This window comes from Nocardioides insulae DSM 17944 (genome assembly GCF_000422825.1).
In the GTDB taxonomy this organism is placed as follows: Bacteria; Actinomycetota; Actinomycetes; order Propionibacteriales; family Nocardioidaceae; genus Nocardioides; species Nocardioides insulae.
Genome location: NZ_KE383929.1, coordinates 346,898 through 373,492 on the forward strand (window position 1 = coordinate 346,898; position 26,595 = coordinate 373,492).

Below are 26,595 nucleotides of genomic sequence, written 5' to 3' on the forward strand. Positions count from 1 at the left end.
GTCCGGATGCGACAGGGAAGTTGTGGGCACTGACGGAGAACAGGTCGAGGACGCCGTCCTGCTGCGTGCGGCAGCGGACGGCGACCTCGCCGCGCTCCGGGAGCTCTACGACCGGCACGCCCCGTGGCTCTCGGCCCGTCTGATGCGTCGGTGCAACGATCGCGAGGTCGTCCTCGACGTCGTGCAGGACACCTTCGTGGCGATGTGGCGCGACGCCGGCAAATGGCGCGACGAGGGCGAGGTGGCCGGCTGGCTGTGGGGCATCGCCTTCCGCCGGATGGTCTCGCGGCTCCGGCAGCGCCGCCAGGTGGTGCTGGTCCCGGACTGGGAGACCGCCACCACCGGTACCCTCCCCGCCGCCGAGGAGCAGGTGCTCCTCGGCGTCGAGTACGGCGACCTGGGCGAGGCCCTGCGACGGCTGTCGCCGGAGTTCCGAGCGGTGGTGCAGGCCTGTGTCCTGGACGGTCTGACCACCCGTGAGGCCAGCCGGTTGCTCGGCGTCCGTCCGAACACGTTGAAGACCCGACTGCACCGCGCCAAGGCGCAACTCCGCGAAGCTCTGGCGGACCGACGTCTGGAGGGACTCTCATGAGCACGACCGCTCAGTGGCACGCCTCCCCCGCGCTGTTGCGCGAGTACGCCGGGGGTGGGCTCGACGCCGTCACCTCCGCCTCGCTGGAACGTCACGTCGACCGGTGCACCCGGTGCCGTGCGGCCGTGGGCGCCGTGCTCGAGCCAGCGTGGCTCGACGACGTGTGGGACGGTGTCCGCTCGGAGGCGCAGGCCCTCCGCCTCCCCGCGCCGCTGCGCTGGGCCAGGGGGCTCGGGCTGCCCGAGCCCACCGCCATCCTGTTGGCGGCGGCCGCCTCGATGCGGGTCGCGTGGCTCTCCAGCGCCATCGTCGCGCTGGGATTCGCCACCGCCGCCACGACCCTCAGCGACGGCGTCCTGTGGCCGTTCCTGCTGGTCGCGCCGATGATCCCCGTGCTGGGCGTGGCCGCCGCCTACCCCTCGCACGACGAGGCCTTCGACGCGCTGGCCGTGGCGACGCCGTACGGGCGTGGCCGGCTGATCCTGGTCCGCACCCTGGCCGTGCTGATCAGCGTGTTGCCCGTCTCCGGCGTCCTCGGCCTCTTCCTGCCCGGACCGCTCTGGGTGGCGGCCGCGTGGTTCGGCCCCGCCCTGGCCCTGGTGCCGGTGATGATGGCGCTGGCCAGCTTCATCGGCCCCCGGCTCGCGGCCCCGGTGGTCGCGCTGGCCTGGTGCGGCCTGGTGTTGGGTTCCCTGCGAACCGCGTCGAACACCTGGCCGGTGGAAGTGGACCAGCAACTCCTCTACAGCGCGCTCGCCCTGGCATCCCTCGCGATCCTCGGCCTGCGCTCCCAGCGCAGCCGAAGGATCGGAGCAGCCCTGTGAACGTCGTCCTCGACTCGGTCGGCAAGTCCTACGGGGGCACGGCCGCCCTCACCGACATCACCCTGCGACTCGGCACCGGCGTCACCGGTCTGCTCGGCCCCAACGGAGCCGGTAAGACCACTCTGTTGCGGGTGGTGGCGACCAGCATCTCCGCGGACCGGGGTTCGATCCGGCTGCTGGGACATGACCCGCTCGCCGCCCACCACGACCTCGTCACCGTGCGCCGCGGCCTCGGCTACCTGCCCCAGGAGCTCGGCTACCCCAGCGACATGTCGGTCTTCGGGTTCCTCGAGTACGTTGCGGTGCTCAAGGAGTGGAACCAGCGGCGCGCCCGCCACCGCGAGGTGCGCCGGGTGCTCGACCTGGTCGGCCTGAGCGACCTCGCCGGCAAGCGCGTGGCCCGACTCTCCGGCGGCCAGCGTCGCCGGGTCGGTCTCGCCCAGGCACTGCTCGGAGATCCGGCGCTGCTCGTCCTCGACGAGCCCACCACTGGACTCGACCCGACCCAGCGCGCGCTCCTGCGACGCACCCTCTCCACGGTCGCCCAGCACTCGACGGTGCTGCTCTCCACGCACCAGACCGAGGACGTCGCGGCGCTGTGCGAGCGGGTGATCGTGTTGGCCGGGGGCCGCATCCGCTTCGACGGCGCGGTCGTCGACCTCGTCGCCACCGCCGCGGGCCAGGTCTGGCTGAGCGAGGAGGAGGTGCCCGGGGCGATCGTCACCTGGCGTACCGGCACCGGGCGACACCGGGTCGTGGGAGGTCCACGCCCCGAGCAGGGTCTCCCGGCCGAGCCGACCCTCGAGGACGCCTACCTGCTCATGCTCGGACCGGAGCCGGCGGCCCACCCCGTCTGATCCTCCCGGATCCGCACGTGCATCCCGGCCGGACGCGTCGTCCGGCCGCACCATTCCGATCACCGCAAGGAGCCGATCGTGTATTCCACCCTGCCCGAAACCAGCCATGGCAGCCTCGGAGCCATGGTCGCCATCGAAGCCAAGCGCTTCGCCAAGCACCCGGTGTTCATCATCGGGGTGCTGGTCGCCTTCGGCCTGACCTTCTACCTCCACCTGGCCAACACGAAGGACTACACCGACGCGGTCCTGGCGATGACCATCATCCCCGCCTTCTTCATCGGACTGCCCAGCCTGGTGGTCGCGGCTCGGCTGACCCGGTCCACCGAGGTCGCCGTCGAGGCCGTGGGCACCGCGCCCGGGGGCGAGGCCCGCCGTACGCTCGCGGTGGCGGGTGCGTGCGTCGTCCCGCTGACCGCCGGCCTGCTATGGATCGGTGAGATCTTCGCGATCCTCGCCCTGAACGGGACCCACGCGAACGAGCTGTGGTTCGGCACCATGAACGACCTCCAGGTGTGGTGCATCCTGCTGGCCCTCGCCCCGGTGGCCTGTCTCGGCGGGGCACTGCTCGGCGTCCTGGTCGGCCGGTGGCTGCGCTTCCCCGGTGCCCCCGCGGTCGCGGTGGTCGCCGTCGTGGTCCTCGACCTGGCCGGCCAGGGGATCGTGCAGTACGGCGAGAACAACGAGTACCGGCTGTGGGTGCCGTGGGCGATGTTCCACTCCGGCACGATGGATGACGGCGACTACCAGGGCATCCCCGATCACGGCCAGGGCGTGATGGCGGGCAACCCCGGCTGGTACCTCCTCTATCTCCTGGCACTGTGTGCACTGGCGGTCGGCGCAGCGGTCTGGCACGACCGTGCCGCACGCACCCAGCGGCTGCGGCTCGCACTGTGGGGCCTGCTCGCGCTGACGGTCGTCTTCCTCCTGCTCGCCATGTTCACCGGCGTGGAGCACCTGATGATCTCCGAGCCGCTGCCCTCCGCGAACGCGGGCTGACCGTGACCGGCTGGTACCTGCGACGAGCGGTGCCGTGGCGTTCGGTCCTGGGCTGCCTGGCCTGCGGCGCCGTCGTCGCCCTGGTGGTGCAGCGGTGGGAGTACACGGGGAGCACCCTTGGCCCGGTGCTGGTCCTGGTCACGATCGCGGGGGCGGCCTTCGTCTTCGACGAGCCGGCCGCCGCGGTCGCGGCCGTGGCCCCGCGCGGGGACCGTTGGGCGCGCTCGGCCCGGCTGACGGCCGCCGTCGTACCCCTGTTCGGCGCGGTGCTGCTCGCGACCACCACGCCCGGTCCGTCCGGAGGCGACTGGATCCCCGTCCTGTGCGGTCTGAGCGCCCTGGTCCTGGTCTCCGCCCTGGCCGTGGCCAGCCGCGGGGTGTCCCGACCCGGGAGCGCCGTGGCCTCGGCCGTGGTCCTGGTGGGCACCGCGCCGCTGGTGACCGGGATGTTCCTGGACGTCGACTCGCCCTACCCCGCCCCCGACCTGTCCTCCGCCGTCACGGGTGCGTGGTATGCCGTCGCCGCGGTCTGCCTGGCCGGGCTGCTCAGGCTGCTGCTGGCCGGACCGGCCCGCCCCGCCGCGCCGCACGCCGCGACCGGCGGCACGCGGGCCGCGCCAGCCTCACAGCGCCAGTGAACGCGCCTTGCGGTGCGTGTAGGACTCGATGTCGTCGGCCGCAGCCCCGAGCAACTGATAGGCCAGATCGGACAGGGCCCGGGCCACCGCAAGCTCGTCACCGATGCGGGGCACCGAGTGGTCGTGCGGATTGCGCCGGCTGGTGCCGTGGCCGCGCAACTCCGCCTTGTTCTCCATGCTCCAGACCGCGTCGGCGAGCGTCACATCGCCCTCCTCCTCGATCCGCACCTCGATGGTCCATGTCTTCGTGGTCATCTGGGTCCCCTCCTCGCGGGAACGGCTGAGCCGAGACTCACCAGTCTGCTCCTCCGGCGAGCGCCGGGCCACCCGTGCGGCCGGGCGGCCTCCTGGCGACCGGTCGTACGTCGTACTCCCGGTCCCGGGCGGCCCGCTCCTCCACCTCCGGGCGCCGCGAAGGGTCTAGCGTGGATGGAATGTCCGATACCGCCTATCAGCTGATTGCGCTCGTCATCTACATGGTCGCCATGCTGGCGATCGGCGCCTGGGCCTACTCCCGCACGAGCAGCCTGGACGACTACATGCTCGCCGACCGCGGGCTCGGGCCGGCCGTCTCGGCCCTGAGCGCCGGCGCCTCCGACATGTCCGGCTGGCTGCTGCTCGGCCTCCCGGGGGCGATCTACGTCTCCGGTCTGGGTGAGGCCTGGATCGCCGTCGGCCTGACGATCGGTGCCTGGCTGAACTGGAAGTTCGTCGCACCGCGATTGCGCACCTACACCGAAGTCGCCAACAACTCGATCACCGTCCCGAGCTTCCTGGAGAACCGGCTCAAGGACCGCTCGCGCCTCCTCCGGATCGCCTCCGGCATCATCATCGTGCTCTTCTTCACCTTCTACGTCTCCTCGGGAGTCGTTGCGGGAGGTGTGTTCTTCGAGAGCTCCTTCGACGCGAGCTACCACACCGGCATGATCGTGGTGACCGCGGTGGTCGTCGCCTACACCCTCTTCGGTGGGTTCCTCGCCGTCTCCTACACCGACTTCGTCCAGGGCACGATCATGGTGCTCGCCCTGGTGATGGTGCCGGTGGTGGGCGTGTTCGTCACCGGGGGTTTCGCCGAGACCGCGGACAGCATCCGCGCGGTCGATCCCGACCGCCTCAGCATGGTCGCCGGAGTCACCGGCCTCGGGGTGATCTCCTCCCTCGCCTGGGGACTCGGCTACTTCGGGCAGCCGCACATCATCGTGCGGTTCATGGCCCTGCGGACCCCGCAGGAGGCCAAGCAGGCCCGCCGGATCGGGATCGGCTGGATGCTGATCAGCCTCTTCGGCGCGATCGGCACCGCCCTGGTCGGTATCGCCTACTTCCAGCAGAACCCCGAGGAGACCCTGGACGATCCAGAGGCGATCTTCCTGGCGATGGGTCAGATCCTCTTCCACCCGCTGGTCGCCGGCATCATGCTCGCCGCCGTCCTGGCCGCGATCATGAGCACCATCTCCTCTCAGCTGCTGGTCACCTCCTCGGCACTGGTCGAGGACCTCTACAAGGCCGTCTTCAAGACCAACGCGTCGCAGAAGCAACTGGTGTTCCTCGGCCGGATGTGCGTGCTGGTCGTCGCGATCATCGCCTCGGCGCTGGCCTGGGAGCAGAGCGACACCATCCTCGGCCTGGTGGCCTACGCGTGGGCGGGCTTCGGCGCCTCGTTCGGCCCGGTCATCCTGCTGGCGCTGTACTGGCGACGGCTGACCGCCGCCGGCGCGCTCGCCGGCATGGTGGTCGGAGCGGTCACCGTGGTGATCTGGGGCAACGTCGACGTGCTGACCGACAACCTCTACGAGATCGTCCCCGGCTTCGCACTGAACCTGATCGTCGCGGTGCTGGTCAGCCTGGCGACGTACAAGCCCGACCCCACCATCGAGGACGAGTTCGACCGCGCCGTCGAGTACGCCGAGCGCGAGGCCGAGCCGGCGGCGTGAGGGTGGCCCAGGTGCACGCATCACCGGTCGAGCGGTGATGCGTGCACTCCCGGTCCGTGGCAACCCCCAGCAAATGCTCCTACTGAGGGAGTGCGCGGTCCGGCGTCAGATCACTCCGTGGGAAAGCATCGCGTCGGCGACCTGGAGGAAGCTGGAGATGTTGGCGCCGGCGACGTAGTTGCCGGGCTGGCCGTACTCGTCGGCCGCCACCGCGCAGCGCTCGTGCACGCCCTTCATGATCCGGGTCAGGCGCTCCTCGGTGTACGCCGCGCTCCACGAGTCGCGCGAGGCGTTCTGCTGCATCTCCAGAGCGCTGGTGGCCACCCCGCCGGCGTTGGCGGCCTTGCCGGGGCCGAACAGGACGCCCTTGTCCTGGAAGATGCGGGCCGCCTCGGGGGTGCAGGGCATGTTGGCGCCCTCGGCGACCGCGATCACGCCGTTGCCGACCAGGCCGGCGGCCTGCTCGGCGTCGAGCTCGTTCTGGGTGGCGCACGGGAGCGCGACCTCGCAGGACTCGCTCCACACGCTCGCGCCGGCGACGTGGCGGGCCGAGCCGCGGGCCTCGGCGTACTCGGTCAGCCGGCCGCGGCGCACCTCCTTGATCTCCCGGAGCAGGTCGAGGTCCAGGCCGGCCTCATCGACGACGTAGCCGCCGGAGTCGGAGCAGGCGACCACGTGGGCGCCCAGCTGGATCGCCTTCTCGGCGGCGTAGATCGCGACGTTGCCCGAGCCGGAGACCGCGACCCGGCGTCCGGAGATGCTCCGGCCGGTCGCGGCCAGCATCTCCTCGGTGAAGATGACCGTGCCGTAGCCGGTCGCCTCCTTGCGCATCCGGGAGCCGCCGTAGGCGAGTCCCTTGCCGGTCAGGACGCCGGACTCGTAGCGGTTGGTGATCCGCTTGTACTGACCGAACAGGTAGCCGATCTCCCGCTCGCCCACGCCGATGTCACCGGCGGGCACGTCAGTGTACTCGCCCAGGTGGCGGTACAGCTCGGTCATCAGCGACTGGCAGAAGCGCATCACCTCGGCGTCGCTGCGACCCTTCGGGTCGAAGTCGGAGCCGCCCTTGCCGCCACCGATGGGCAGTCCGGTCAGCGCGTTCTTGAAGATCTGCTCGAAGCCGAGAAACTTCACGATGCCCAGGTAGACCGAGGGGTGGAACCGCAGGCCGCCCTTGTACGGCCCGAGCGCGGAATTGAACTCGACCCGGAAGGCGCGGTTGACCTGGACGCGGCCCTGGTCGTCGGTCCACGGGACCCGGAAGATCAGCTGGCGCTCCGGCTCGCAGAGCCGCTCGATCACGGCCTGATCGACGTACTCGGGGTGCTTGTCGACCACCGGGCCGAGCGACTCGAGCACCTCGCGCACGGCCTGGTGGAACTCCCGCTCCCCCGCGTTGCGCGCCAGCACGGTCTCGAAGTGCGACTCCAGTCGCTCGTGCAGCAGCGCGCTCATCGGCCGGCTCCCGTCGTTGCCGCGTCTCGATGACCGGTGATCGATCTGTGGAGACGGACGGGATTCACGAGAGCAGCACTGATCATGGGCTCATGAAAGACCTCGCCCACTTCCCCGGACAAATCCGGGCGCTACCCCCTCACTGCGTCGGGCCGCCACCCAACCCGATCTCGTTGCCGTCCGGGTCGCGGTAGGTCACCTTGCGTACGCCGTTGTCGTAGGTCTCCAGGTCCGCGGGCTCGATCCCGCGCGCGGAGATCGCGGCCACCCGCTCCTCGAGCTCGTCGAGCGACCCCACGAACAGGGTGTGCCGGGCATGACCGGCACTCTCGGGCAACAGCTCGACGTACAGGTATCGGTGCTCGGCCAGCTCCCAGACCGCCTCCACCTCATTGGGCCGGAAGGCCTCCTCCCCGCCCAGCAGCCGGGAATACCAGTCGATCGCGGCGCCGAGCTCGCTGACGGGCACGCCCGCGAAGAGATCCAGGCTCATCCCCCGACCGTAGCAACGACCACGCTCGGGTCGTTGACCGATTTAAGGCAGTCGCCTTAATCTGGCGCGGTGACCCGACAGAGCGCCAAGGGAGCCATGATCGCTGTGGCGGAGCAGTTGGTGGCTGAGCGCGGACTCGCTGCCCTCTCCCTTCGGCAGGTCCAGGAGCTCTCCGGGCAGGCGAACAAGTCGGCCGCGCAGTACCACTTCGGCTCCCGATCAGGCTTGGTCGAAGCAGTCATCGATGCCCGGATGAGCACCGCCGATGCCTCCCGCCGCGCGCTGCTCTCCGCCCTCGCCGAGAACACCGACGGTCCGACCCCCCGGCGCCTGGTCGAGGCCCTGGTGCTGCCGTTCGTCGAGGCGAGCATCGGGACCCCTGGCAGCCGCTACGCGCGGTTCATGGCCCAGGTGCTGCTCGACCCGGGACTGGCCGCGCCGGTGTGGAGCCACTACCGCGCGGGCAGCCTGCGTGAAGCGGGCGCCCTCCTCGTCGAAGCCTGCCCGCTCCCCTCGACCACCGCGCGTGCCCGGGTGGACCAGGTGATGTCCCTGGTCACGGTCACCCTCGCCTTCGCCGAGGCGCGTGGCCGCGATCCAGCCCTCGTCGGCGAGGAACTCGTGGATGCCTCGCTGGCCCTGCTCGAACTCGACCCCGGCCGCTGACCACCGACGTACCGACCACCCGTCCCAGACCCGAAGGACCCACCGATGCCCGACATCACGACCGTGCCCCAGCCCCCCACGGCGGCCACGCTCGCCGCCCAGAAGCTCGCCGCCGAGCAACTGCCCCACGACGACGGGCAGGACTTCGCAGACGCCCGTCGCGGCTTCATCGCCACCCTCGACCCGATCCGGATCACCGCAGAGAGCGGGCGGAAGGTGTGGGACCTGGAGCGCTTCGGGTTCGTCGAGGGCGAGGCCCCCGACACCGTCCACCCGAGCCTGTGGCGGCAGGCCAAGCTCAACCTGCATCACGGCCTGTTCGAGGTGACCGACCGCATCTACCAGATCCGCGGCTTCGACATCGCGAACATGACCGTGATCCTGGGCGAGACCGGCTTCGTCGTGATCGACCCGCTGACCAGCGTGGAGGGTGCCCGGGCCGGTCTGGATCTGGTCCGCGAGCATCTCGGCGACCGCCCCGTCACAGCCGTCATCTACACCCACAGCCACGCCGACCACTTCGGCGGCGTCCGCGGCATCGTGTCCGAGGAGGACCTCGCCGAGGGCCGGGTGCGCATCGTCGCGCCCGCGGGCTTCTTGGAGCACGCGATCAGCGAGAACGTGTACGCCGGCACCGCCATGGGTCGTCGTAGCCAGTACATGTTCGGCCCCCGGCTCCCCGCCGGCGAGAGCGGCCAGGTGTGCATCGGCCTGGGCGCGGCGCTGGCCGCAGGCACCATCTCGCTGCTCCCGCCGACCGACCTGATCGAGGAGACCGGCACCGAGCTCACCCTGGACGGCGTCCGCATCGTCTTCCAGTACACCCCCGATGCCGAGGCACCGGCGGAGATGAACTTCCACTTCCCCGACCTGCGCGCCCTGTGCATGGCCGAGAACGTCAGCCACAACATGCACAACCTCTACACGCTCCGCGGTGCCCAGGTGCGCGACGCCGCGGCCTGGAGCAACTACATCCGCGACGCCCTGGACGAGTTCGGCGACGAGACCGACGTGATGTTCATCAGCCACCACTGGCCGGTGTGGGGCCAGGACCGGGTGCGAGAGTTCCTGGAGAAGCAGCGCGACCTGTACCGCTACCTCCACGACGAGACCCTGCGACTGGCCGCGCACGGCTACACGCCGATCGAGATCGCCGAGCGGGTCGAGCTGCCCGAGGCGCTGTCGTCGTTCTGGGCCAACCGCGGCTACTACGGCACCCTGAACCACAACGTGAAGGCGGTCTACCAGTTCTATCTGGGCTGGTACGACGGCAACCCCGCGCACCTGCACCCGCACGAGCCCACCGAGGCCGGACGACGCTACGTCGACTGCATGGGCGGTGCCGACGCCGTCCTCGCCAAGGCCCGGGAGTACTTCGAGGCCGGCGACTACCGGTGGGTCGCCGAGATGCTCAACCACCTCGTCTTCGCCGAGCCCGACAACCACGCCGCCCGCGCCCTGCAGGCCGACACCTATGAGCAACTGGGCTACCAGTCCGAGGCGGGCACCTGGCGCAACTCCTACCTCACGGCCGCGATGGAACTGCGCGGCGCGGCACCTCGTGGAGGGGCCGGTTCGGTCCAGGCCGACACGGTCACCGCGATGACCGCCGAGATGCTGGTCGACTACCTCGCGATCCGGCTCAACGGCCCGCGGGCCGGCAACGCCGATCTCTCCCTACGCATCGTGGTCTCCGACACCGGTGACGAGCGATTCGTCCGGGTCAGGCACGGCGTCCTGACCCAGCGCGGGCACCTCGTCGCGGTCGACGAGCCGGCCACCGTCGCGCTGGCCAAGCACACCCTCGCGCTGCTCTCGATGGGGGCCCGCACCGTCGACGACCTGCTGTCCGAGGGACTGATCGAAACGTCCGACGCGGGCGCCACCCTGCGCAGCCTGCTCGGCCTGTGCGACGAGTTCGACGGCAGCTTCGCCATCGTCTCGCCCTGACCCGTCCGAGGCGCGGTTCCGGTCGGTCCGGTGAGGCCCAACTCTCACCGGACCGACCGGAACGCACAGGAATAGAACACACCTGCGAACACGTTGCAGCCGAGGCCGTACCCGATCTCCGCCGAAAGGCCGCACGTGAGCGTCGACCAGACCTCCGCGACGACCGTCGCCCCCGAATCCTCAGACCGCATCCCGGGCCAGGTGAAGCTGGTCCTGATCCTGCTGCTCGCCGCGTCCTTCGTGATGATCCTCAACGAGACCGTGATGAGCGTCGCCGTACCCCGTCTGATGACCGACTTCGGGGTCACCGCGGCGAGCGCACAGTGGCTGACCACCGCATTCATGCTGACCATGGCGGTCGTCATCCCGGTGACCGGCTACCTGCTGCAACGGTTCACCACCCGCGCGGTGTTCATCGCGGCGATGACGCTGTTCTCGGCGGGCACCCTGGTCGCCGCGGCCGCCCCGACGTTCTGGGTGCTCGTGGCGGGCCGCGTCGTCCAGGCCAGCGGTACGGCGGTGATGCTGCCGTTGCTCATCACGACCGTGCTGACCTTCGTGCCCATCAACCGCCGGGGCAGCACGATGGGCCTGATCTCGATCGTCATCGCAGTGGCGCCGGCGGTGGGCCCGACCATCTCCGGACTGATCCTGGCCGACCTCTCCTGGCGTTGGTTGTTCCTGATCATGCTGCCGATCGCCCTGATCGCCCTGGTCGCCGGCGCCGCACTGGTGCGCAACATCTCCGACCCGCAGCGGATCCCGTTGGACGTCGCCTCGGTGATCCTGTCCGCGGTGGCCTTCGGCGGACTGATCTACGGGCTGAGCAGCATCGGTGAGGCCGCCGCCGGACACACACCGGTGGCGCCCGCCGTACCCATCGCTCTCGGCGCGCTCTCCCTCGCCCTGTTCGTGTGGCGCCAGACCGTGCTCCAGCGTTCCGGGGCGCCCCTGCTCGACCTGCGACCCTTCCGGACCAGGTCGTTCGTCGTCGGCGTGATCATGCTGCTGGTGGCGATGGGCGCGCTGTTCGGCACCATCATCCTGCTTCCGCTCTACCTGCAGGGTGTGCTCGGTCTGACCACCCTGGAGAGCGGGCTGGTGCTGCTGCCGGGCGGATTGGTCATGGGTCTGATCGCGCCGTTCGTCGGCCGGCTATTCGACCGGTTCGGTCCGCGACCGCTGGTGATCCCGGGCGCGTTCGTGGTGACCGCCGCCCTCGGCCTGCTGACCCGACTCGGCACCGACAGCGAGGTCGGCCTGATCGTCGGCATCCACGTACTCCTCAGCCTCGGCCTTGGCATGCTGATGACGCCGCTGATGACGTCCTCCTTGGGCGCCGTACCTGCCGAGCTGTACTCGCATGCGAGCGCCATCCTGAACACCCTCCAGCAGCTCGCCGGTGCCGCCGGTACCGCCCTGTTCGTGACCGTCATGACCACCGGCGCGACCGCCGCGGCCGCCTCCGGGCTCGACCCCGTCTCCGCCCAGGCGGAGGGCATCCACGAGGCCTTCCTGTGGGGCAGCGCCCTCGCACTCGTCGCCGCCGCCCTGTCCTTCCTCATCCGCCGCCCCGCCCCCTCCGCCACTCCCCTCCCGGTTCACTGAGCCCACCCGCCCCGCTCCCCATCTGTTGAGTCGGGCCTCGTGGCACGTCGAGTCGGGCCTCGTGGCACGTCGAGTCGGTCCCCGTGGCACGTCCAGTCGGTCCCCGTGGCACGTCGAGTCGGTCCCCGTGGACCGGCTGTCCGCGAACGCCCAGCTCAACCGTCCGCGACGCCCGACTCAACCGTCCCGGAGGCTCGGCTCAACCCTCCGCGACGAGCAACTCAACCGCCCACAACGCCCGACTCGACCGTCTGGAGGGGCGAGCGGTTCGGGGTGGGCGGCCCGGGGGCTCAGGCGTCGCGCAGGCGGAAGACCGAGGAGAGGTTGGTCTCGGTGTTCTTGGTGACGGCCAGGAGTTCGTCCATGTGCGGTTCGAGACCGGTGACCTTGTCCAGCGGGACGCCGATGACCAGCTGGAACCCCAGGCCCTTCCAGGCCCGCACAGCCCGGCCCGCGAACTCCGAGTCGGCCTTGACGAAACCCTCGTCGAGGAAGACCGGGGCGAAGCGAGGCCGGGAGCGCAGCTCGTCGCCGAGCCGGAACCGCAGCGCGGACCCGACGATGAAGGCGACCAGCTCCTGCGACTCACCACCTGACTTCTCCCCCAGCGTCCGATAGGTCGAGCGGAGCTCGCCGGTGTGCTGGTCGTAGCGTTCGGCGCTGAGCTCCACATGCCGGCGTACGTCGAGCAGCCGGTCACGCTCGGAGAGCTCGGCACTGCCGAACGCGTCGTCGCGGGTGCGCAGCCGGGCCATGAACGTCCGCAGCCGGTCGAACCGTGCCTCCAACTGCTCCTCGGTGAGGTCGTCCGGGGCACCGGCGGAGAGCAGCCGGAGCTCGCGCACGAACGCCTGCACGTGGGCCGGGGCGAGCTTGCGCAGCCGGATCCGCAGGCGATCCTTGGAGGCACCGAACTCCAGGCGGCGCAGGATCGCGTTGATCGGCTCGAGCCGGTCCTCGATCTCCTCCACCGAGGCGTTCATCGTGCCCAGCAGGGGCACCAGGTCCTGACCCGACCACTGGGTGACCCGGCGCCGCCACTCGGCACGGCGCTCGGCCAGGCCGGTGGCCCGGATGGACTCGAGGATGGCCTCGAAGTCGGCGTACGACTCCACAGCGCTGCCGAGGTTGGGGTCCGGCCAGAGCCGCTGGTAGGCGGCGAAGATGCCGCACAGCTCCCGCCGGGTCGCCACCAGTTCGTCATGCGCGCCGGAGATCTGCTCGGTCAGCCGGGTCTGCAGCCGGGCGAGGTGCTCGGTGAACCGTCCCAGGTCCTCCGAGTCCGCCGGCTCGACGGCGGCGGCGAACTCGGCGTCGAGGCTGGCCTGCTGGACCTCGCTGAGGATCTCGGGGAGCCGGTCCTCCATCGGTTCGAGGAGTGCGCTGAGGGCGTCCTCGTCCTCGACCAGGCGGGCGTGCTCGGTGTCGAGCCGGTCCTTCTCCAGCCCCAGGGCGTAGCGCCGATTGCGGACTTCGTCGAGCTTGGCCTCCAGGGCCTCGACCTGGTCGGCCAGGGTGCCGAGGTGGTCCTCGGAGGTGAGCATCTCGGTACGCCGGGCGGCCAGTTCCGCGATCCGGGCATCGCTCGCCGCGAGGTCGACCTCGTCGTAGGCCGCGGCCCGGATCGCCTCGTGCGCGTCACGGACGGTGTCGAGGGTCCGCGCCTCGCGTTCGAGTTCGGCGACCTGCTGGTCGATGGTGCCCAGCTCGGCCTCCACGCCGGCGAGCGCGGCGTCCAGGTCGGCCAACGCCTCGGTGTTGCTGAAGCCGAGCAGCGAGCCGGCCTCGGCGCGGCCGTGCGATCCGCGGCCGCCCTGGCGGGTCTGGCCGGCCAGGGTCACGCGGTACCCGCCGCCACGGAGCTGGGCGGGGTCCTCGACGCAACGGGCGTTGCGGCGGGGCTCGGCGACGAACTGTTGCACCCAGCCGGAGAAGGGCGAGTCCCGGTGGACGAGCTTGCCGGCCACGGTGTCGGGATCCTGGGGGGCGGTAGCAGGCAGGTCCAGGTCGGCGGCGACGAACGTGATCCGTCCGCGCAGCTTGACCTGGTCGAGCCGGCGGGAGAACTCCTCGAGCCGGTGGGCCGGCACCAGGAGTTGCCGGGCCACCCCGCCCAGGACGGTCTCGACGGCCAGCCGCCAGCGCGCCTCCTCGGGGGCGACGTCGACCAGTTCGGCCAGGAAGGGCAGCTCGTGGACCGGGAAGCCGGTCGCGTCGCACACCACCGCGCGCAGGTCGTCGAGGTGCTTGGGGATCCGGCTCTGCCGCCCGGCCAACGAGGAACGCTCCCCCTGGAGGGCGGCCTTCCTCGCGGCCAGCGGGTACCGCCGGCCCACGGCCTCATCCCGGCGACGGAGCAGCTCGGCTCGGGCGGCGGGCTGGTCCTCGAGCCAGGCTCCGGCCTCGCGCCGGCGCTGCTCGAACTCCTCCCGGGTGCCCAGCGCGACCTCGCCGAGCGGCGAGATCCGTTCCATCAGCACGCCGCGCCGAAGCTCGCGCTCGGTGCGGACCAGCTTCTCCTGCTCGACCTCGGCGGCCAGCCGCTCGAGCGCGGCGCCACCGGAGCTGCGGTGCTCGTCGCGGGCGGCCTCGATGTCGGCGCGCAGGGCGGCCTCGTCGCGAGTGCTGTCGGCCAGCTCGGCCGACACCCGGGCGCGGCCGGCACGGTTGTCGCGCACGGCGGCGGCCAACAGACGCCGGTGGGTGGTCAGCCGCCACGCCGTGATCGGCGTGTGGCCGGGAGCGGTGACGCCGTACGCGTCCAGCTCGGCGAGCCGACGTCCGGAAGCCAGATGCCGGGCATGCAGCTCGGTGATCGGCGCGAGCACCTCCTGCTTCTGTTCCTCCGTGCGCATCGCGGCATAGGCCTGCTCGAGGTCGTCGAAGTGCCCGATGGCCCGGTCGGCGGCGGCGAAGGTCGCCGGCCGCTCGAGCACCATCTCCTTGTAGAGCTCGTCGACCGACCGCACCTGATTGCCCGCCTGGATCCGGGCCAGCAGCCGGAGGGCCTTCGCCCCGTCGCCGCCCGCGCCGATGCCAAGCCGGGCGTAGAGCAGGTCGGCGAACTCGGCGTAGGAGCGGTGCACCCGCAGTCCCGGGCTGAGCTTCTTGAGGGTGTTGGCATGGAACCGGTCGGGTACGGCGGCCTCGAGCTCGCTCAGCTCCAGCGCGCCGTCGAGGGTGACCAGCTGCATCGAGACGTCACCGGACCGGGTCGCCCGGCGCGGGACGTAGTAGGTGCGCAGCGCGGTGAACCGGCGGCCCTGGTCGTTGACGAAGGTCATCGACACCGCACCCCAGGTGTCCACGCCACGTCCGCGGAGCAGCTGCTCGACCGGTCGCCCGGTGCGGGGGTCGTCGATCACGTCGACGGCGCCGCGCAGGTAGGAGACCAGGTTGCGCTGACCCTCGCTGCGCGCCCGGCCGGCGACGGCGGCGTTGGAGGCGCCGTTGAATCGGGTGTCGCTGGACATCAGCAGGGCGGTGTAGGCGTCCAGGATGGTGGACTTCCCAGCGCCCGAAGCACCGGAGAGCATGGTGGCGTCGGCGTGCAGTTCGATCCGGGTGTGGCCCTCGAAGCCGCCCCAGTTGACCAACTGCAGCACCTCGGCCCGCCACTGGAGGGTGTCGTCGGTGGGCAGCGAGACCACCGTCTCCTCGAAGAGTCCCTCGAGGTCCCGGTCCCCCTCCGGCGCGCACGGTTCGGCGTCCGCCGCGAAGTCCGGCTCGGCGGGTGCGTCCTCCGGCAGTGCCTCGGGCCCGGCTCCGGCGTACGCCGCGCGGCCGGTCTCCTGGGTCAGATCACTCACGCGCGCTCCTCCGTCTCGAACAGGTCGGCCTCGGGCATCTCGGGTGCGCTGCTGGTCGCCGTCCGGAGTGCGGTGAGCAGCTCGCGCAGGGTCTCCAGCGGGAGCAGCGACTCGATCGCCTCGCTGATCTCGAAGCGCTCCTCACCGGCGGTGCCGATCAGCAGGCCCATCCGGTTGACCGCCAGCACCGCGTTGCGGGCGCGCCGCTCGTCACCGGAGACGTCGGTCGCGTGCGCGGGGCGGAAGTCGGCGATGTAGCTCACGATGTCCTCACGGTCGACGAAGACCCGGTCCTCCCCCGCGGTCGTCCCCGCCCGGAACCGGTCGCGGAGGAACACCAGGACGGCGGTCTCCTCGCGGGTCCACGCGGTGTCGTGCAACAGGGTGGGGAAGCGCTGCCCGGCCTCGCCGGTCGCCTGACGCTTCCAGGCCACCTCGCGGACGGGGTCCACGTGCAGGTCCAGGAAGAGGTCGTTGAGGCGACCGGTGAGCAGGGTCCGGTGGGCGATCAGGGTCTGCCACTCGCGCGGGTGGGTGCGGCCCGAGATGAAGCGCTGCTTGACCAGCACCAGCAGCGCCCGGCGCTGGGCCAGGTCGAGGGTGCCCTCGTCGCCCTCCCACAGACTCACCGTGCCGGCGTCGAGGTCGGTCTCGTCGTCGTAGGGCCGGTCGTCGGTCGATCCCGGGGCGAGCCCCTCGTCGAGGTCGCGGTCGACTCCGGCGTCGAGACTGGTCATGCGGGGCTCTCCTCGGAGCTGGGGGTCGGTCGGGGGCCGCCGTCGGCAGGCGCGGTCGCCGGGCCGACCTCGAGGCGGGGTACGGCGAAGGCGCGGCCGGTGCCGTCCGGCCGGACGGCGCGGTACTCCTCCTCGCCGTCCCCGGGTGCCAGGTCGCGCTGGGTGGCGAGCTGCAGCAGGCCGAAGATCTCCACCGGCCGTCGCAGCTCGTCCTCGAGTTGGTCGAAGAGGCCGCCGAGGGACGGCGTACCGCCGGATCGCGCACGATCGAGCGCGTCGCCGAGTCGGATCGCGAGCTCGGGCATCGTCGGCCCACCCTGGGCGAGGAGCTCGCCGAGCTCAGGCCCGGACTGTGCGGTCGGCTCGGTGCGCAGGCGCTCCGGCGGAAGGTCGTCGGCGGGGTCGTGGAACCGCTCGCGCAGCTGTTCGACCCCGGGGCGGGCGGGGAGCAGCGCGACCTCGACCGTGGCCCGGGGCCCGGTCGAGCCCATCCAGGCGGTCAGCTCGGACTCGATCTGGCGCAGGGTCTGCTCCAGCTCCCGGTCGCGTGCCCCGTCGTGACTGACGATGTACTCCTTGAGCGCCGCGGTCACCCGGGAACGTTGCGAGAGCACCCGGTCGAGTCCCTCGCGCACCAGCCGGACCGTGCCCCGCAACTCGGCGCGGTCGGCGTCGCTGAGCAGCCGGTCGGCCCCCGGGTGATCGAGCAGGGCGGCGAGGTCGGCACGGAGGCGGCCGACGAGTTCGTTGTCCCGTAGCAGCGTGAAGGCGCCCTCGAAGGCGCGCCCTTCGGGGGTGGTGGTCATCATCTCGTCGGCGCGCGCGAGGTAGCCGTCGATCACCTCTCCCGCGGGACGGTCCTCGGCTCGGAAGGCCGCGAGGATCTCGCCCCTGATCTGCGCGAACCGCTCCTCCACCCGGGCGAAATCGCTCGGCAGCGCGGCCACCAACGACAGCAGTTCGGTGAAGCCCTCGTCGAGGTAGTCCTCCGAGGGCGCGGGCAGGTCTCCGCCGCCCAGCAGCCGATCCCGCTCGGCGGCGAGCCGGGCGATCTCCTGGTCGAGGATGTCCACCCTGGCCTGCGGGTCGGGATTGGCGTCAGCGTTGAACCGGCGCACGGTGTCGACGATGGTCGAGATCCGGTGCTGGCTCAAGGTGGCGCGGTCACGGGCGAGACTCTTGACCAGCTCCACCGCCTGCTGCGCATGCCAGGTGAGGGTGTAGACCTCCTGGTCGGTCTCGTCCAGCGAGCGCACCAGCCACTGCCCGCGCATCCATCGCTGGCAGAGCTCGCGTCCGCTGCCGGAGGGGATCGATTCCGGCGTCTCCCCCGGCGTGTCCCTGAGCTCGGCCAGGTAGCCCTCCACCAAGGTATGTAGTCGAGCGGTCGGGACCGGGCGGTTGTCGCGCCCGAACGCCTGGCGGAAGACGGTGATGACCACAGCCGCCTGGCGCTGGTGGAGCAGGGTCAACGTCGGCTGGTCGAAGGCGCTCTGCACCCGCGCCAGCTCGGCGGCGATCTCGCTCATGCTCCTCTTCCCACGATCCGGTCCGTCCGGCGCTCGGCCGGCCGCCCATGATCCCATCCGCCCCCGTCCGGCCGCCCCACCGCCCCCGTTCGAACGGGCTGAGGTTCAGGACGCGAGGCCGGCGACATCCTCCGGGTGGGCGGGACGCATCACTCCCACCCGGTTCGGCGGGTCACTCCCAGAAGACGCGGTCCACGACGCCCTTGGCCAGGCGGGACAGCCGCAGGTGGTCGTTGACCATCTCCTCGCTGCCGCCGGGCGGATAACCGAGCACCGCGGCCATCGCACTGCGTTCGCGGATCCCGGCCGGGATCTGGTCGGAGGGCTTGCCGCGCACCAGCGTGATCGCGTTGCGCAACCGACTGGCCATCCGCCAGGCCTCTTCGAGAACGGCCGCGTCCTCGACCTCCACCAGCCCGGCCTCCGCCGCCGCGGCGAGGGCGGCCAGGGTGCGCGGCGTGCGCAGCTGCGCGAACTCGTGGCCGTGGCGCATCTGCAGCAATTGCACCGACCACTCGATGTCGGCCAGCCCGCCCCTGCCCAGTTTCAGATGGGTCTTCGGGTCGGCGCCGCGCGGGAGCCGCTCGCTGTCCACCCGACCCTTGATCCGGCGTACCTCCCGCACCTGATCCTCGGTGAGGCCCTCCGCCGGATAGCGCAGCGGGTCGATCAGCTCGGTGAACGCGGCCCGGAGCTCCTCGTCGCCCACCACCGCGTCGGCGCGGAGCAGTGCCTGGGCCTCCCACACCGCAGACCACTTGGCGTAGTAGCCGGCATAGGCCTCCAGCGTGCGGACCAACGGCCCCTGGCGTCCCTCGGGACGCAGGTCCGCGTCCACCTTGAGGGCCGGGTCCGGCCCGGCCACCCCCAGCTGCTGCTGCAGTTCGTGCGCGACCGACTGGGCGTAGCCCGCGGCCAACTGGGGGTCGACGCCCGGTTCGGGGCGGTGCACGAAGAGCACGTCGGCATCGCTGCCGTAGGAGAGTTCGAAGCCGCCGTAGCGCCCCATCGCGATCACCGCGATCCGGGTCGGTGCCTCGTCGAGGCCGCGCCTGCGTCGCTCCCCCGCGCCGATCGCGTTGAGCGCCGACTCGAGGGTGGCGTCGGTGAGCCGGGACAGGCCTGCGGCCACGTCGAGAACGCCGACCTCGCCCACCAGGTCGGCCGCCGCGATCCGCAACAGCTCGCGTCGGCGTACCGCCCGGATCGCCCGCACGGCCGCGGCCGGGTCCTCGCGTCGGGCACCGCCGGCGAGCATCTCCGACTGGATCTCGGCGGCCGTCCGGGGGGCCAGGGAACCGCCCAGCATCCGCACCCCCTCCGGCTCGCGTTCGAGCAGGGCGGTGGCGTAGCGGGAGGTCGAGAGGATCCGCGCCAGGTTCTCGGCGACCTGCCCCTCGTCCCGCAGGGTCCGCAGGTACCACGGCGTGGTGCCCAGGGCCTCGCTGATCCGGCGGAATCCGAAGAGCCCGGCGTCGGGGTCGGGCCCCTCGGCGAACCACTGCAGCATCACCGGCAGGAGGGCGCGCTGGATGTCTGCGCGCCGCGACACGCCCGCGGTCAGCGCCTCCAGGTGCCGCAGCGCCGCCTTCGGGTCCTCGTAGCCGAGAGCGGCCAGCCGAGTTCCCGCCGCCTCCAGCGTCAGGTGCGCCTCCTCCCCTTGGAGTCTGGCCACGGCGGTCAGCAGGGGGCGGTAGAAGAGCTTCTGGTGCAGCCGACGCACCTCGAGACGGTGATGTTGCCAGGTCTGCACCAGGGTCTCGGCGGGCTTCGAGTAATAGCCCATGCTCCGGCCGATGTGCCGCAACGACTCCTCGTCATCGGGCACCACATGGGTGCGCTGGAGTCGGTACAACTGGATGCGGTGCTCGAGGGTGCGCAGGAAGGTGTACGCCGACTGCAGCGCCTCGCCGTCCGCCCGCCCGACGTAGCCGAGCCGGGTGAGCGCGGCCAGGGCCTCCAGGGTGGAGGACAGATGGATACCGGGCTCGAAACGGCCGTGCACGAGCTGGAGCATCTGCACCGCGAACTCGACGTCCCGTAGCCCGCCCGGGCCGAGCTTGAGCTGCCGGGTCATCTCCTTGGCGGGGAGGTGGTCGATCACCCGGCGGCGCATCAGTTGGGTGTCGGTGACGAAGCCGTCCCGCTCGGCGGCGCTCCACACCAGCGGCTCGGTCAGCTCGTCGTAGGCGCGGGCCAGGGCGCGGTCGCCCGCGGCGGGGCGCACCTTGAGCAGGGCCTGGAACTCCCAGGTGCTCGCCCAGCGGCCGTAATAGGCGGCGTGGCTGGCCAGGGTGCGGCTGAGCGGCCCGTTCTTCCCCTCCGGTCGCAGACCCGGGTCGACCTCCCAGATCCTGCCCTCCGCGGTGTGCTCCGAGCAGACCTGGATCAGCTGGGCGGCCAACCGGTTGGCCACCCGACCCACGACCTCGTCGGAGGCCGGCTCACCACTCCCCTCGGCGGGTGCGTGGACGAAGACGACGTCGACGTCGGACACGTAGTTCAGCTCGTGCCCGCCGGTCTTGCCCATCGCGATCACCGCCAGCCGGACCTGGCCTGCCGCGTCGCCGACCCGTGCACGCGCCACCGCGAGCGCCGCGTCGAGGGTGCCGCAGGCCAGATCGGAGAGCTCCGCTGCGACGTTCTGCAACGACACGTGATGGCCCAGGTCGCGGGCCGCCAGCCGGAGCAGCAGCCGGCGATAATGCACCCGCAGCTGGTCGGTCGCCTCGGGGTCGGGCAGCGTGGCGACGGGCGTCTCGGCGTCCGGGTCGGCGCCCACGGCGCGCATCAGCTCGGCCCGTAGGTGGTACGACGGCGGCCGGGTGCTGCCGAGCAGGGGGTCACGCAGTTCGTGCCATTGCTCGGGGTGTCGCACCAGGTGGTCGCCCAGCGCCACCGAGGCGCCGAGGACGGCGGTCAGGCGCATCGCCGTACCCTCGTCGTCGGCGAGGACGCGGATCAGTTCCTCCGTTTCGCCGGTCTCCGCCATCGCCTCCAGGAGTCGCAGCAGGGAGCTCAGCGCGAGGTCCGGGTCCGCCGCGCGGCCGAACATCGGCAGGATCGGCTCGGCACACTCCCCGAGCCGGGCGAGTCCGTCCTCGGCCGCCCGGGAGTCCAGGAATCCCAGCTGGATCAGCCTGGTGCGACCGGTGACGTTCCTCGCCATGCGTGCTCTCCGTCGGTGCTCAGGCCGGCTGACTCGGACAGGCGGTGGGGCCGATCGGCCCGGGGGTACGGCTCACAGGATGGGCAGCAGCTGGCGGCGCTCCCACTCCGAGACCTCGGCGCGGTACTCGGCCCACTCGCGGCGCTTGTTGCGCAGGAAGAAGTCGAAGACCTGCTCGCCGAGCGTGTCGGCCAGCAGTTCGGAATCCTCGGCCAGCGCGATCGCCTGGTCGAGGGCCACCGGCAGCGGGTCGAGCCCGAGGCTGGCCCGCTCCCGGTCGGTGAGCGACCAGACGTCGTCCTCCGCCTCACGCGGGAGTTCGTACTCCTCCTCGACCCCCTTCATCCCGGCCGCAAGCAGCGCGGCGAAGGTCAGGTAGGGGTTGCAGGCGGCGTCGGGACTGCGGATCTCGATCCGTGTGGACTGCCCCTTGAGCGGCTTGTACATCGGCACCCGCACCATCGCGGAGCGGTTGTTGTGCCCCCACGAGATGTGCGAGGGGGCCTCCCCGCCGGCGTTGATCCGCTTGTAGGAGTTGACCCACTGGTTGGTGATGACGCTGATCTCGGGTGCGTGCTTGAGCAGGCCGGCGATGAACCGGCGACCCGTGGTCGACAGGCCGTACTCGGCGCCCGGCTCGTAGAAGGCGTTGCTGTCGCCCTCGAAGAGGCTCAGGTGGGTGTGCATGCCGTTGCCCGGCTTGTCGGTGAAGGGCTTGGGCATGAAGGAGGCCCACCTGCCCTGGCTCAGCGCCACCTCCCGGATCACCGTGTGGAAGGTCATGATGTTGTCTGCACTGGTCAGCGCGTCGGCGTAGCGCAGGTCGATCTCCTGCTGCCCGGGGCCGGCCTCGTGGTGGCTGAACTCCACCGAGATGCCCATCGCCTCCAGGTAGGTGATCGCCTCCCGCCGGAAGTCGGAGCCCATCGACTGGGCGGTGTGGTCGAAGTAACCGCTCTGGTCGACCGGGATCGGCTCGCGGCCGTCCTCCGGGTGCTCCTTGAACAGGTAGAACTCGATCTCCGGGTGGGTGTAGAAGGTGAAGCCCTTCTCGGCCGCCTTGGAGAGGGTCCGCTTGAGGACGTAGCGCGGATCGGCGTACGACGGCGACCCGTCCGGCATCACGATGTCGCAGAACATCCGGGCCGTCGCCGGTCCCTGGTCCCGCCACGGCAGGATCTGGAAGGTGGAGGGGTCGGGCATCGCCAGCATGTCGGACTCGTAGACCCGGGCGAACCCCTCGATCGACGAGCCGTCGAAGCCGATGCCCTCGCTGAAGGCACTCTCCAGCTCGGCCGGCGCGACGGCCACCGACTTCAAGAAGCCGAGCACATCGGTGAACCACAGCCGCATGAACCTGACCTCACGCTCCTCGAGAGCGCGGAGCACGAAGTCTTCCTGCTTACCCATGACACGAACCCTAACGGCGCCACGGTGGGCCGTCGCGCCCGGTCGGTACCTGGAACGGATCCGCCTCAGCCGCGATCGGACTCCTCGAAGAACGGCACCTCGGCCAGGTCGGCCAGCCAGGCGGCGACGGAGGCGTCGGAGGGCATCCGCCAGTCCCCGCGCGGCGACATCGTCCCGCCGTTGCTGACCTTGGGGCCGTTGGGCAGTGCCGAACGCTTGAACTGGTTGGCGAAGAACCTCTTCAAGAAGACCTCCAGCCAGTGCCGGATCTCGGCCAGGTCGTAGTCCCGCCGCTCCTCGACCGGGTACGCCGGCGGCCAGCCGCCGCGGTCGAGGTCGCGCCAGGCGTGCCAGGCCAGGAAGGCGATCTTGCTGGGCCGGACGCCGTCCCGCACCAGGTGGTGGAGGTTGAAGTCCTGCAGTGGGTAGGGACCGACCACGGCCTCGGTGCTCTGCGGCTTCTCCCCCTCGGCGGCGGGGACGAGTTCGGGCGAGATCTCCTGACCGAGGATCCGCATCAGCACCTCGTCGGTGTGCGCCTCGAACTGTTCGGTCGAGACCACCCAGCGGATGAGGTGCTGGATCAGGGTCTTGGGGACGCCGGCGTTGACGTTGTACGCCGACATCTGGTCGCCGACCCCGTAGGTGCACCACCCGAGGGCGAGCTCGGACAGGTCGCCGGTGCCGAGCACGATGCCGCCCCGCTGGTTGGCCGCCCGGAAGAGGTAGTCGGTGCGGAGCCCGGCCTGGACGTTCTCGAAGGTCACGTCGTAGACCGGGCTGCCGTCGCTGAAGGGGTGGCCGAGGTCCCGGAGCATCTGGGTGGCCGCAGGGGTGATGTCGATGGTCTCGGACGTGGTGCCCAGCGCCTCCATCAGCCGCAGCGCGTTGCCCTTGGTCTCGGCGCTGGTGGCGAACCCCGGCAGGGTGAAGGCCAGGATGTCGCTGCGCGGGCGGCCGAGCCGGTCCATCGCCTGCGCCGCGACGATCAGCGCGTGGGTGGAGTCCAGGCCGCCGCTGACCCCGATCACGACCTTCGGCTCTCCCGGGATCGCACGCAGTCGCTGCTCCAGGCCGGCGACCTGGATGTGGTAGGCCTCGTAGCAGTCCTGCGCGAGGCGGTCGGGGTCGTTCGGCACGAACGGGAAGCGATCCACCGCGCGCCGCAGTCCCACGTCTCCCGCCGGCGGCTCGAGTTCGAACTCCACCGTCTGCCACCGGCCGCCCGCACCGTCGGCCCGGTCGCCGGCCCGGTCCGCCAGGGTCCGGCGGTTGTCGTCGAAGGTGCCCTGCCGCAGCCGCTCCGCGCGGATGCGCCCGAGGTCGACGTCCACGACCGTGCGCCGCGGACCGTCGGGGAACCGTTCGGACTCCCCCAGGCACTCGCCGAGTTCGTAGACCATCGTCTGGCCGTCCCAGGACAGGTCGGTGCTGGACTCACCCGGCCCGGCGGCGGTGTAGACGTACGCCGCCGCGCACCGCGCGCTCGCCGAGGCCACCAGTGAGCGACGTGCCTCCGAACGGCCCACCGTGACCGGGCTGGCGCTGAGGTTGAGCAGCACCGTCGCGCCGGCGAGCGAGGCCCTGGCGCTCGGCGGCACCGGCACCCACATGTCCTCGCAGATCTCGACGTGGAACACCAGCCCGGGCACGTCGGCGGCCGAGAAGAGCAGTTCCGCGGAGATCGGCACCTCCTCCCCGGCGAGGGTGAGGTAGCCGGCCACATCGTCACCGGGCGCGAACCAGCGGCGCTCGTAGAACTCCCGGTACGTCGGGATGCTGGACTTGGGCACGACCCCCAGGATCTGGCCGGCGTGGATCACGACGGCGGCGTTGAGCACCCGATGCCCGTAGACCAGCGGGGCGCCGACGACGAGCACCGGGGCGAGGTCCGCCGAGGCCTGCGCGATCCGTTCGATGCCGGCCAGTACGCCGTCGAGCAGGCTCTCCTGCAGCACCAGGTCGTCCACGGCGTACCCGCTGAGGCACAGCTCCGGGAAGACCGCCACCGCGACACCGTCCTCATCGCAGGCCCGGGCCTGCTCCAGCACCGCCCCTGTGTTGGCCTCCGGGTCGGCGACGCGGATCGGGATCGTGACTGCCGCGACACGGGCGAAGCCGTGGGCGTAGGCCGAGTAGAAGTCCACGCGGTGAGTGTAGGGAACCACTGACCGATACCGGCGTCGCGAGGCTCAGAGTCGGTCGAACGGGGCGGCGTAGGTGTAGCGCCCGCGCCAGGACTCGTCGTACGCGGCCAGCGGTCGGGCCTGGAAGTAGTCGCCCCAGGCCGGGTCGGGTGGCTCGATCCCCATCGATGAGGCGGGGACGAAGCCGAAGCGGGCATAGAAGCCGGGGTCGCCGAGCAGGACCGCCACCGGCTCACCGAGCGCGTCCGCCGCGGCGAGCACGGAGTGCACGAGCACCGATCCGATCCCCTGCCCCTGTCGCGCGGGTACGACGCTGAGCGGCCCGAGTCCGAGGGCGGGGCGGTCCTGGAGCCGGCCCCGGGTGCCGACCACGTGCCCGATGATCTCGCCCTCATCCTCCGCCACCAGCGAGAGGCGTGGTTCCCAACCGACGTCGGCGCGCAGCCAGCCGACCAGGGTCGCCTCGCCAGGGACCCCGTCGGCCTCCACCGGCGGGGCCGCGTGCTCGGCGGCGGCGAAGGCGGCCGCGGTCACGGCACGGATGGCGGCCACATCGGCGGCCCGCTCGGGTCGGATCAACATGTCCTCCACGCTCGGTGCGGACGGCGTACCAGCGCAACCCGATTCCCGACCGTCCCGCGGACAGTGATCAGGACCACACCCGCGGGTCGGGTCAGCGGGACTAGCCTCGAAGACGGTCCGTGGACTCCATTCGGGAGCCGCGAGATGTCAGGAAAGGGCTCGAAGATGAGCGACCAGAACGAAGAGGCGGCGCCCTACAGCGCCCCGACCAGCGGCACCGCGGCGGTCAAGCGCGTCCGCACCCACCATCTCGCCACGTGGAAGAACGAGGGCGAGAAGTTCACCATGCTGACGGCCTACGACGTCTTCAGCGCCCAGATCTTCGACGCGGCCGGCATCGACACACTGCTGGTGGGCGACTCAGCGGCCAACACCGTCTACGGCTACGACTCCACCGTGCCCGTCACCCTCGACGAGCTCATCCCGCTGGCCCGGGCGGTGAGCCGCGGCGCGCATCGGGCGCTGGTGGTGGGCGACCTGCCCTTCGGCAGCTACCAGGCCTCCCCGCAGCAGGCCTACGAGAGCGCGGCCCGGCTGATGAAGGAGGGCGGTGTCGCCGCGGTCAAGCTCGAGGGCGGCGTGGAGATGGCCGACCAGATCGCGCTGCTGACCCGTGGCGGGATCCCGGTGTGCGCACACATCGGCTTCACCCCCCAGTCCGAGCACACCCTGGGCGGCTATCGCGTGCAGGGCAGGGGCGCCGGCGCCGACAAGCTGCTCGACGACGCCCGGGCGGTGCAGGAGGCCGGTGCGTTCGCGGTCGTGATGGAGATGGTCCCCGGTGACCTCGCCGCGGCGGTGACCAAGGAGCTGGCGATCCCCACCATCGGTATCGGCGCCGGCAAGGACACCGACGGCCAGGTGTTGGTCTGGCAGGACGCCTTCGGCCTCAACTCCGGGCGCACCCCTCGATTCGTGAAGAAGTACGCCGACCTGCACGGCGTCCTGTTGGACGCGGCACGGTCCTACGCCGACGATGTCCGCGCCGGGTCCTTCCCGGGCCCCGAACACACCTTCTGACCGTCCGGACAGCCCAGGGGAGACATGAGACGGTCCCCAGCACGGATCCTCGGTCTCGGGCAGGGTGACCATTCTCCGAACAGGGGGTGCGGACGCAGCCGCCTCGGGTACAAAATCGTCGTGGGACGGCATTGGGGGGTTGTCCCACACAGACGACGGGTCCGCGCTTTTCGGCACGGGCC

General features: G+C 71.2%; 20 protein-coding genes. 10 read left to right on the forward strand and 10 right to left on the reverse strand.

Annotation, left to right across the window (positions count from 1 at the left end; all coding sequences use genetic code 11):
• Window positions 1-22: 22 nt before the first annotated feature.
• The 5 genes from G515_RS0116195 (at window position 23) to G515_RS0116215 (ending at window position 3,907) form a co-directional block, all read left to right on the forward strand.
• On the forward strand, window positions 23-592 hold the full coding sequence (locus G515_RS0116195) for an RNA polymerase sigma factor (protein WP_028660990.1): 570 nt from the start codon (window positions 23-25) through the stop codon (window positions 590-592).
• Complete coding sequence (locus G515_RS0116200) at window positions 589-1,416, forward strand: cupin domain-containing protein (protein ID WP_028660991.1); 828 nt, start codon at window positions 589-591, stop codon at window positions 1,414-1,416. The genes G515_RS0116195 and G515_RS0116200 overlap by 4 nt, the downstream gene beginning before the upstream one ends.
• The gene (locus G515_RS0116205) at window positions 1,413-2,273 is read left to right on the forward strand and encodes an ATP-binding cassette domain-containing protein (RefSeq protein WP_028660992.1); all 861 of its coding nucleotides are present in this window, start codon (window positions 1,413-1,415) and stop codon (window positions 2,271-2,273) included. The genes G515_RS0116200 and G515_RS0116205 overlap by 4 nt, the downstream gene beginning before the upstream one ends.
• Before the next feature lie 123 nt (window positions 2,274-2,396).
• Entirely contained in the window at window positions 2,397-3,269 is an 873-nt protein-coding gene (locus G515_RS0116210) for a hypothetical protein (protein WP_157571150.1), read from the forward strand.
• Between the two features lie 2 nt (window positions 3,270-3,271).
• Entirely contained in the window at window positions 3,272-3,907 is a 636-nt protein-coding gene (locus G515_RS0116215) for a hypothetical protein (protein ID WP_036555895.1), read from the forward strand.
• Here G515_RS0116215 and G515_RS0116220 read toward each other — a convergent pair.
• Window positions 3,893-4,162: a DUF1876 domain-containing protein gene (locus G515_RS0116220; protein ID WP_028660995.1), complete on the reverse strand. Its 270-nt coding sequence runs from the start codon at window positions 4,160-4,162 to the stop codon at window positions 3,893-3,895. The two genes, G515_RS0116215 and G515_RS0116220, sit on opposite strands and share 15 nt — an antisense overlap.
• Window positions 4,163-4,341: 179 nt before the next feature.
• On the opposite strand from G515_RS0116220, the gene putP reads away from it, so the two are divergent.
• A complete protein-coding gene (gene putP, locus G515_RS0116225; RefSeq protein ID WP_028660996.1) occupies window positions 4,342-5,838 on the forward strand; it encodes a sodium/proline symporter PutP in 1,497 nt (498 codons plus the stop codon).
• A gap of 105 nt (window positions 5,839-5,943) precedes the next feature.
• Here putP and gdhA read toward each other — a convergent pair whose 3' ends face one another.
• Both gdhA and G515_RS0116235 read right to left on the reverse strand, forming a co-directional pair.
• Window positions 5,944-7,281, reverse strand: a complete 1,338-nt coding sequence (gdhA, locus tag G515_RS0116230) for an NADP-specific glutamate dehydrogenase (RefSeq protein WP_157571187.1) — start codon at window positions 7,279-7,281, stop codon at window positions 5,944-5,946.
• 151 nt (window positions 7,282-7,432) lie between these two features.
• The gene (locus G515_RS0116235) at window positions 7,433-7,786 is read right to left on the reverse strand and encodes a VOC family protein (protein WP_028660998.1); all 354 of its coding nucleotides are present in this window, start codon (window positions 7,784-7,786) and stop codon (window positions 7,433-7,435) included.
• Between the two features lie 69 nt (window positions 7,787-7,855).
• On the opposite strand from G515_RS0116235, the gene G515_RS21915 reads away from it, so the two are divergent.
• From G515_RS21915 to G515_RS0116250, 3 genes are all read left to right on the forward strand, one after another.
• Window positions 7,856-8,452: a TetR/AcrR family transcriptional regulator gene (locus tag G515_RS21915; protein ID WP_157571151.1), complete on the forward strand. Its 597-nt coding sequence runs from the start codon at window positions 7,856-7,858 to the stop codon at window positions 8,450-8,452.
• Window positions 8,453-8,497: 45 nt separating this feature from the next.
• Window positions 8,498-10,402 carry an alkyl/aryl-sulfatase gene (locus G515_RS0116245; protein ID WP_028660999.1) on the forward strand — a complete coding sequence of 635 codons (1,905 nt, stop codon included), beginning with the start codon at window positions 8,498-8,500 and terminating at the stop codon, window positions 10,400-10,402.
• 135 nt (window positions 10,403-10,537) lie between these two features.
• The gene (locus G515_RS0116250; RefSeq protein ID WP_028661000.1) at window positions 10,538-12,010 is read left to right on the forward strand and encodes an MDR family MFS transporter; all 1,473 of its coding nucleotides are present in this window, start codon (window positions 10,538-10,540) and stop codon (window positions 12,008-12,010) included.
• Window positions 12,011-12,300: 290 nt separating this feature from the next.
• On the opposite strand, the gene G515_RS21920 is transcribed toward G515_RS0116250, so the two are convergent.
• From G515_RS21920 to G515_RS0116285, 7 genes are all read right to left on the reverse strand, one after another.
• A complete protein-coding gene (locus tag G515_RS21920) occupies window positions 12,301-15,819 on the reverse strand; it encodes an ATP-binding protein (RefSeq protein WP_245565442.1) in 3,519 nt (1,172 codons plus the stop codon).
• Window positions 15,816-16,556 (reverse strand): DUF4194 domain-containing protein, encoded by a 741-nt coding sequence (locus tag G515_RS21925; protein ID WP_051218489.1) that lies wholly within the window; start codon window positions 16,554-16,556, stop codon window positions 15,816-15,818. Before G515_RS21925 ends, G515_RS21920 begins: the two co-directional genes overlap by 4 nt.
• Window positions 16,553-18,085 (reverse strand): DUF3375 domain-containing protein, encoded by a 1,533-nt coding sequence (locus tag G515_RS21930; RefSeq protein WP_084653656.1) that lies wholly within the window; start codon window positions 18,083-18,085, stop codon window positions 16,553-16,555. The genes G515_RS21925 and G515_RS21930 overlap by 4 nt, the downstream gene beginning before the upstream one ends.
• Before the next feature lie 172 nt (window positions 18,086-18,257).
• On the reverse strand, window positions 18,258-21,254 hold the full coding sequence (locus tag G515_RS0116270; protein WP_028661001.1) for a bifunctional [glutamine synthetase] adenylyltransferase/[glutamine synthetase]-adenylyl-L-tyrosine phosphorylase: 2,997 nt from the start codon (window positions 21,252-21,254) through the stop codon (window positions 18,258-18,260).
• Between the two features lie 72 nt (window positions 21,255-21,326).
• Window positions 21,327-22,664, reverse strand: coding sequence for a type I glutamate--ammonia ligase (gene glnA, locus G515_RS0116275; protein WP_028661002.1), 1,338 nt, complete (start codon window positions 22,662-22,664; stop codon window positions 21,327-21,329).
• A 65-nt stretch (window positions 22,665-22,729) separates the two neighbouring features.
• Window positions 22,730-24,811, reverse strand: coding sequence for an NAD(+) synthase (locus tag G515_RS0116280; RefSeq protein ID WP_028661003.1), 2,082 nt, complete (start codon window positions 24,809-24,811; stop codon window positions 22,730-22,732).
• Between the two features lie 45 nt (window positions 24,812-24,856).
• Window positions 24,857-25,393: a GNAT family N-acetyltransferase gene (locus G515_RS0116285; protein WP_028661004.1), complete on the reverse strand. Its 537-nt coding sequence runs from the start codon at window positions 25,391-25,393 to the stop codon at window positions 24,857-24,859.
• A gap of 165 nt (window positions 25,394-25,558) precedes the next feature.
• Here G515_RS0116285 and panB point away from each other — a divergent pair, with 165 nt between their 5' ends.
• Window positions 25,559-26,413, forward strand: a complete 855-nt coding sequence (panB, locus tag G515_RS0116290) for a 3-methyl-2-oxobutanoate hydroxymethyltransferase (protein ID WP_028661005.1) — start codon at window positions 25,559-25,561, stop codon at window positions 26,411-26,413.
• Window positions 26,414-26,595 lie beyond the last annotated feature (182 nt).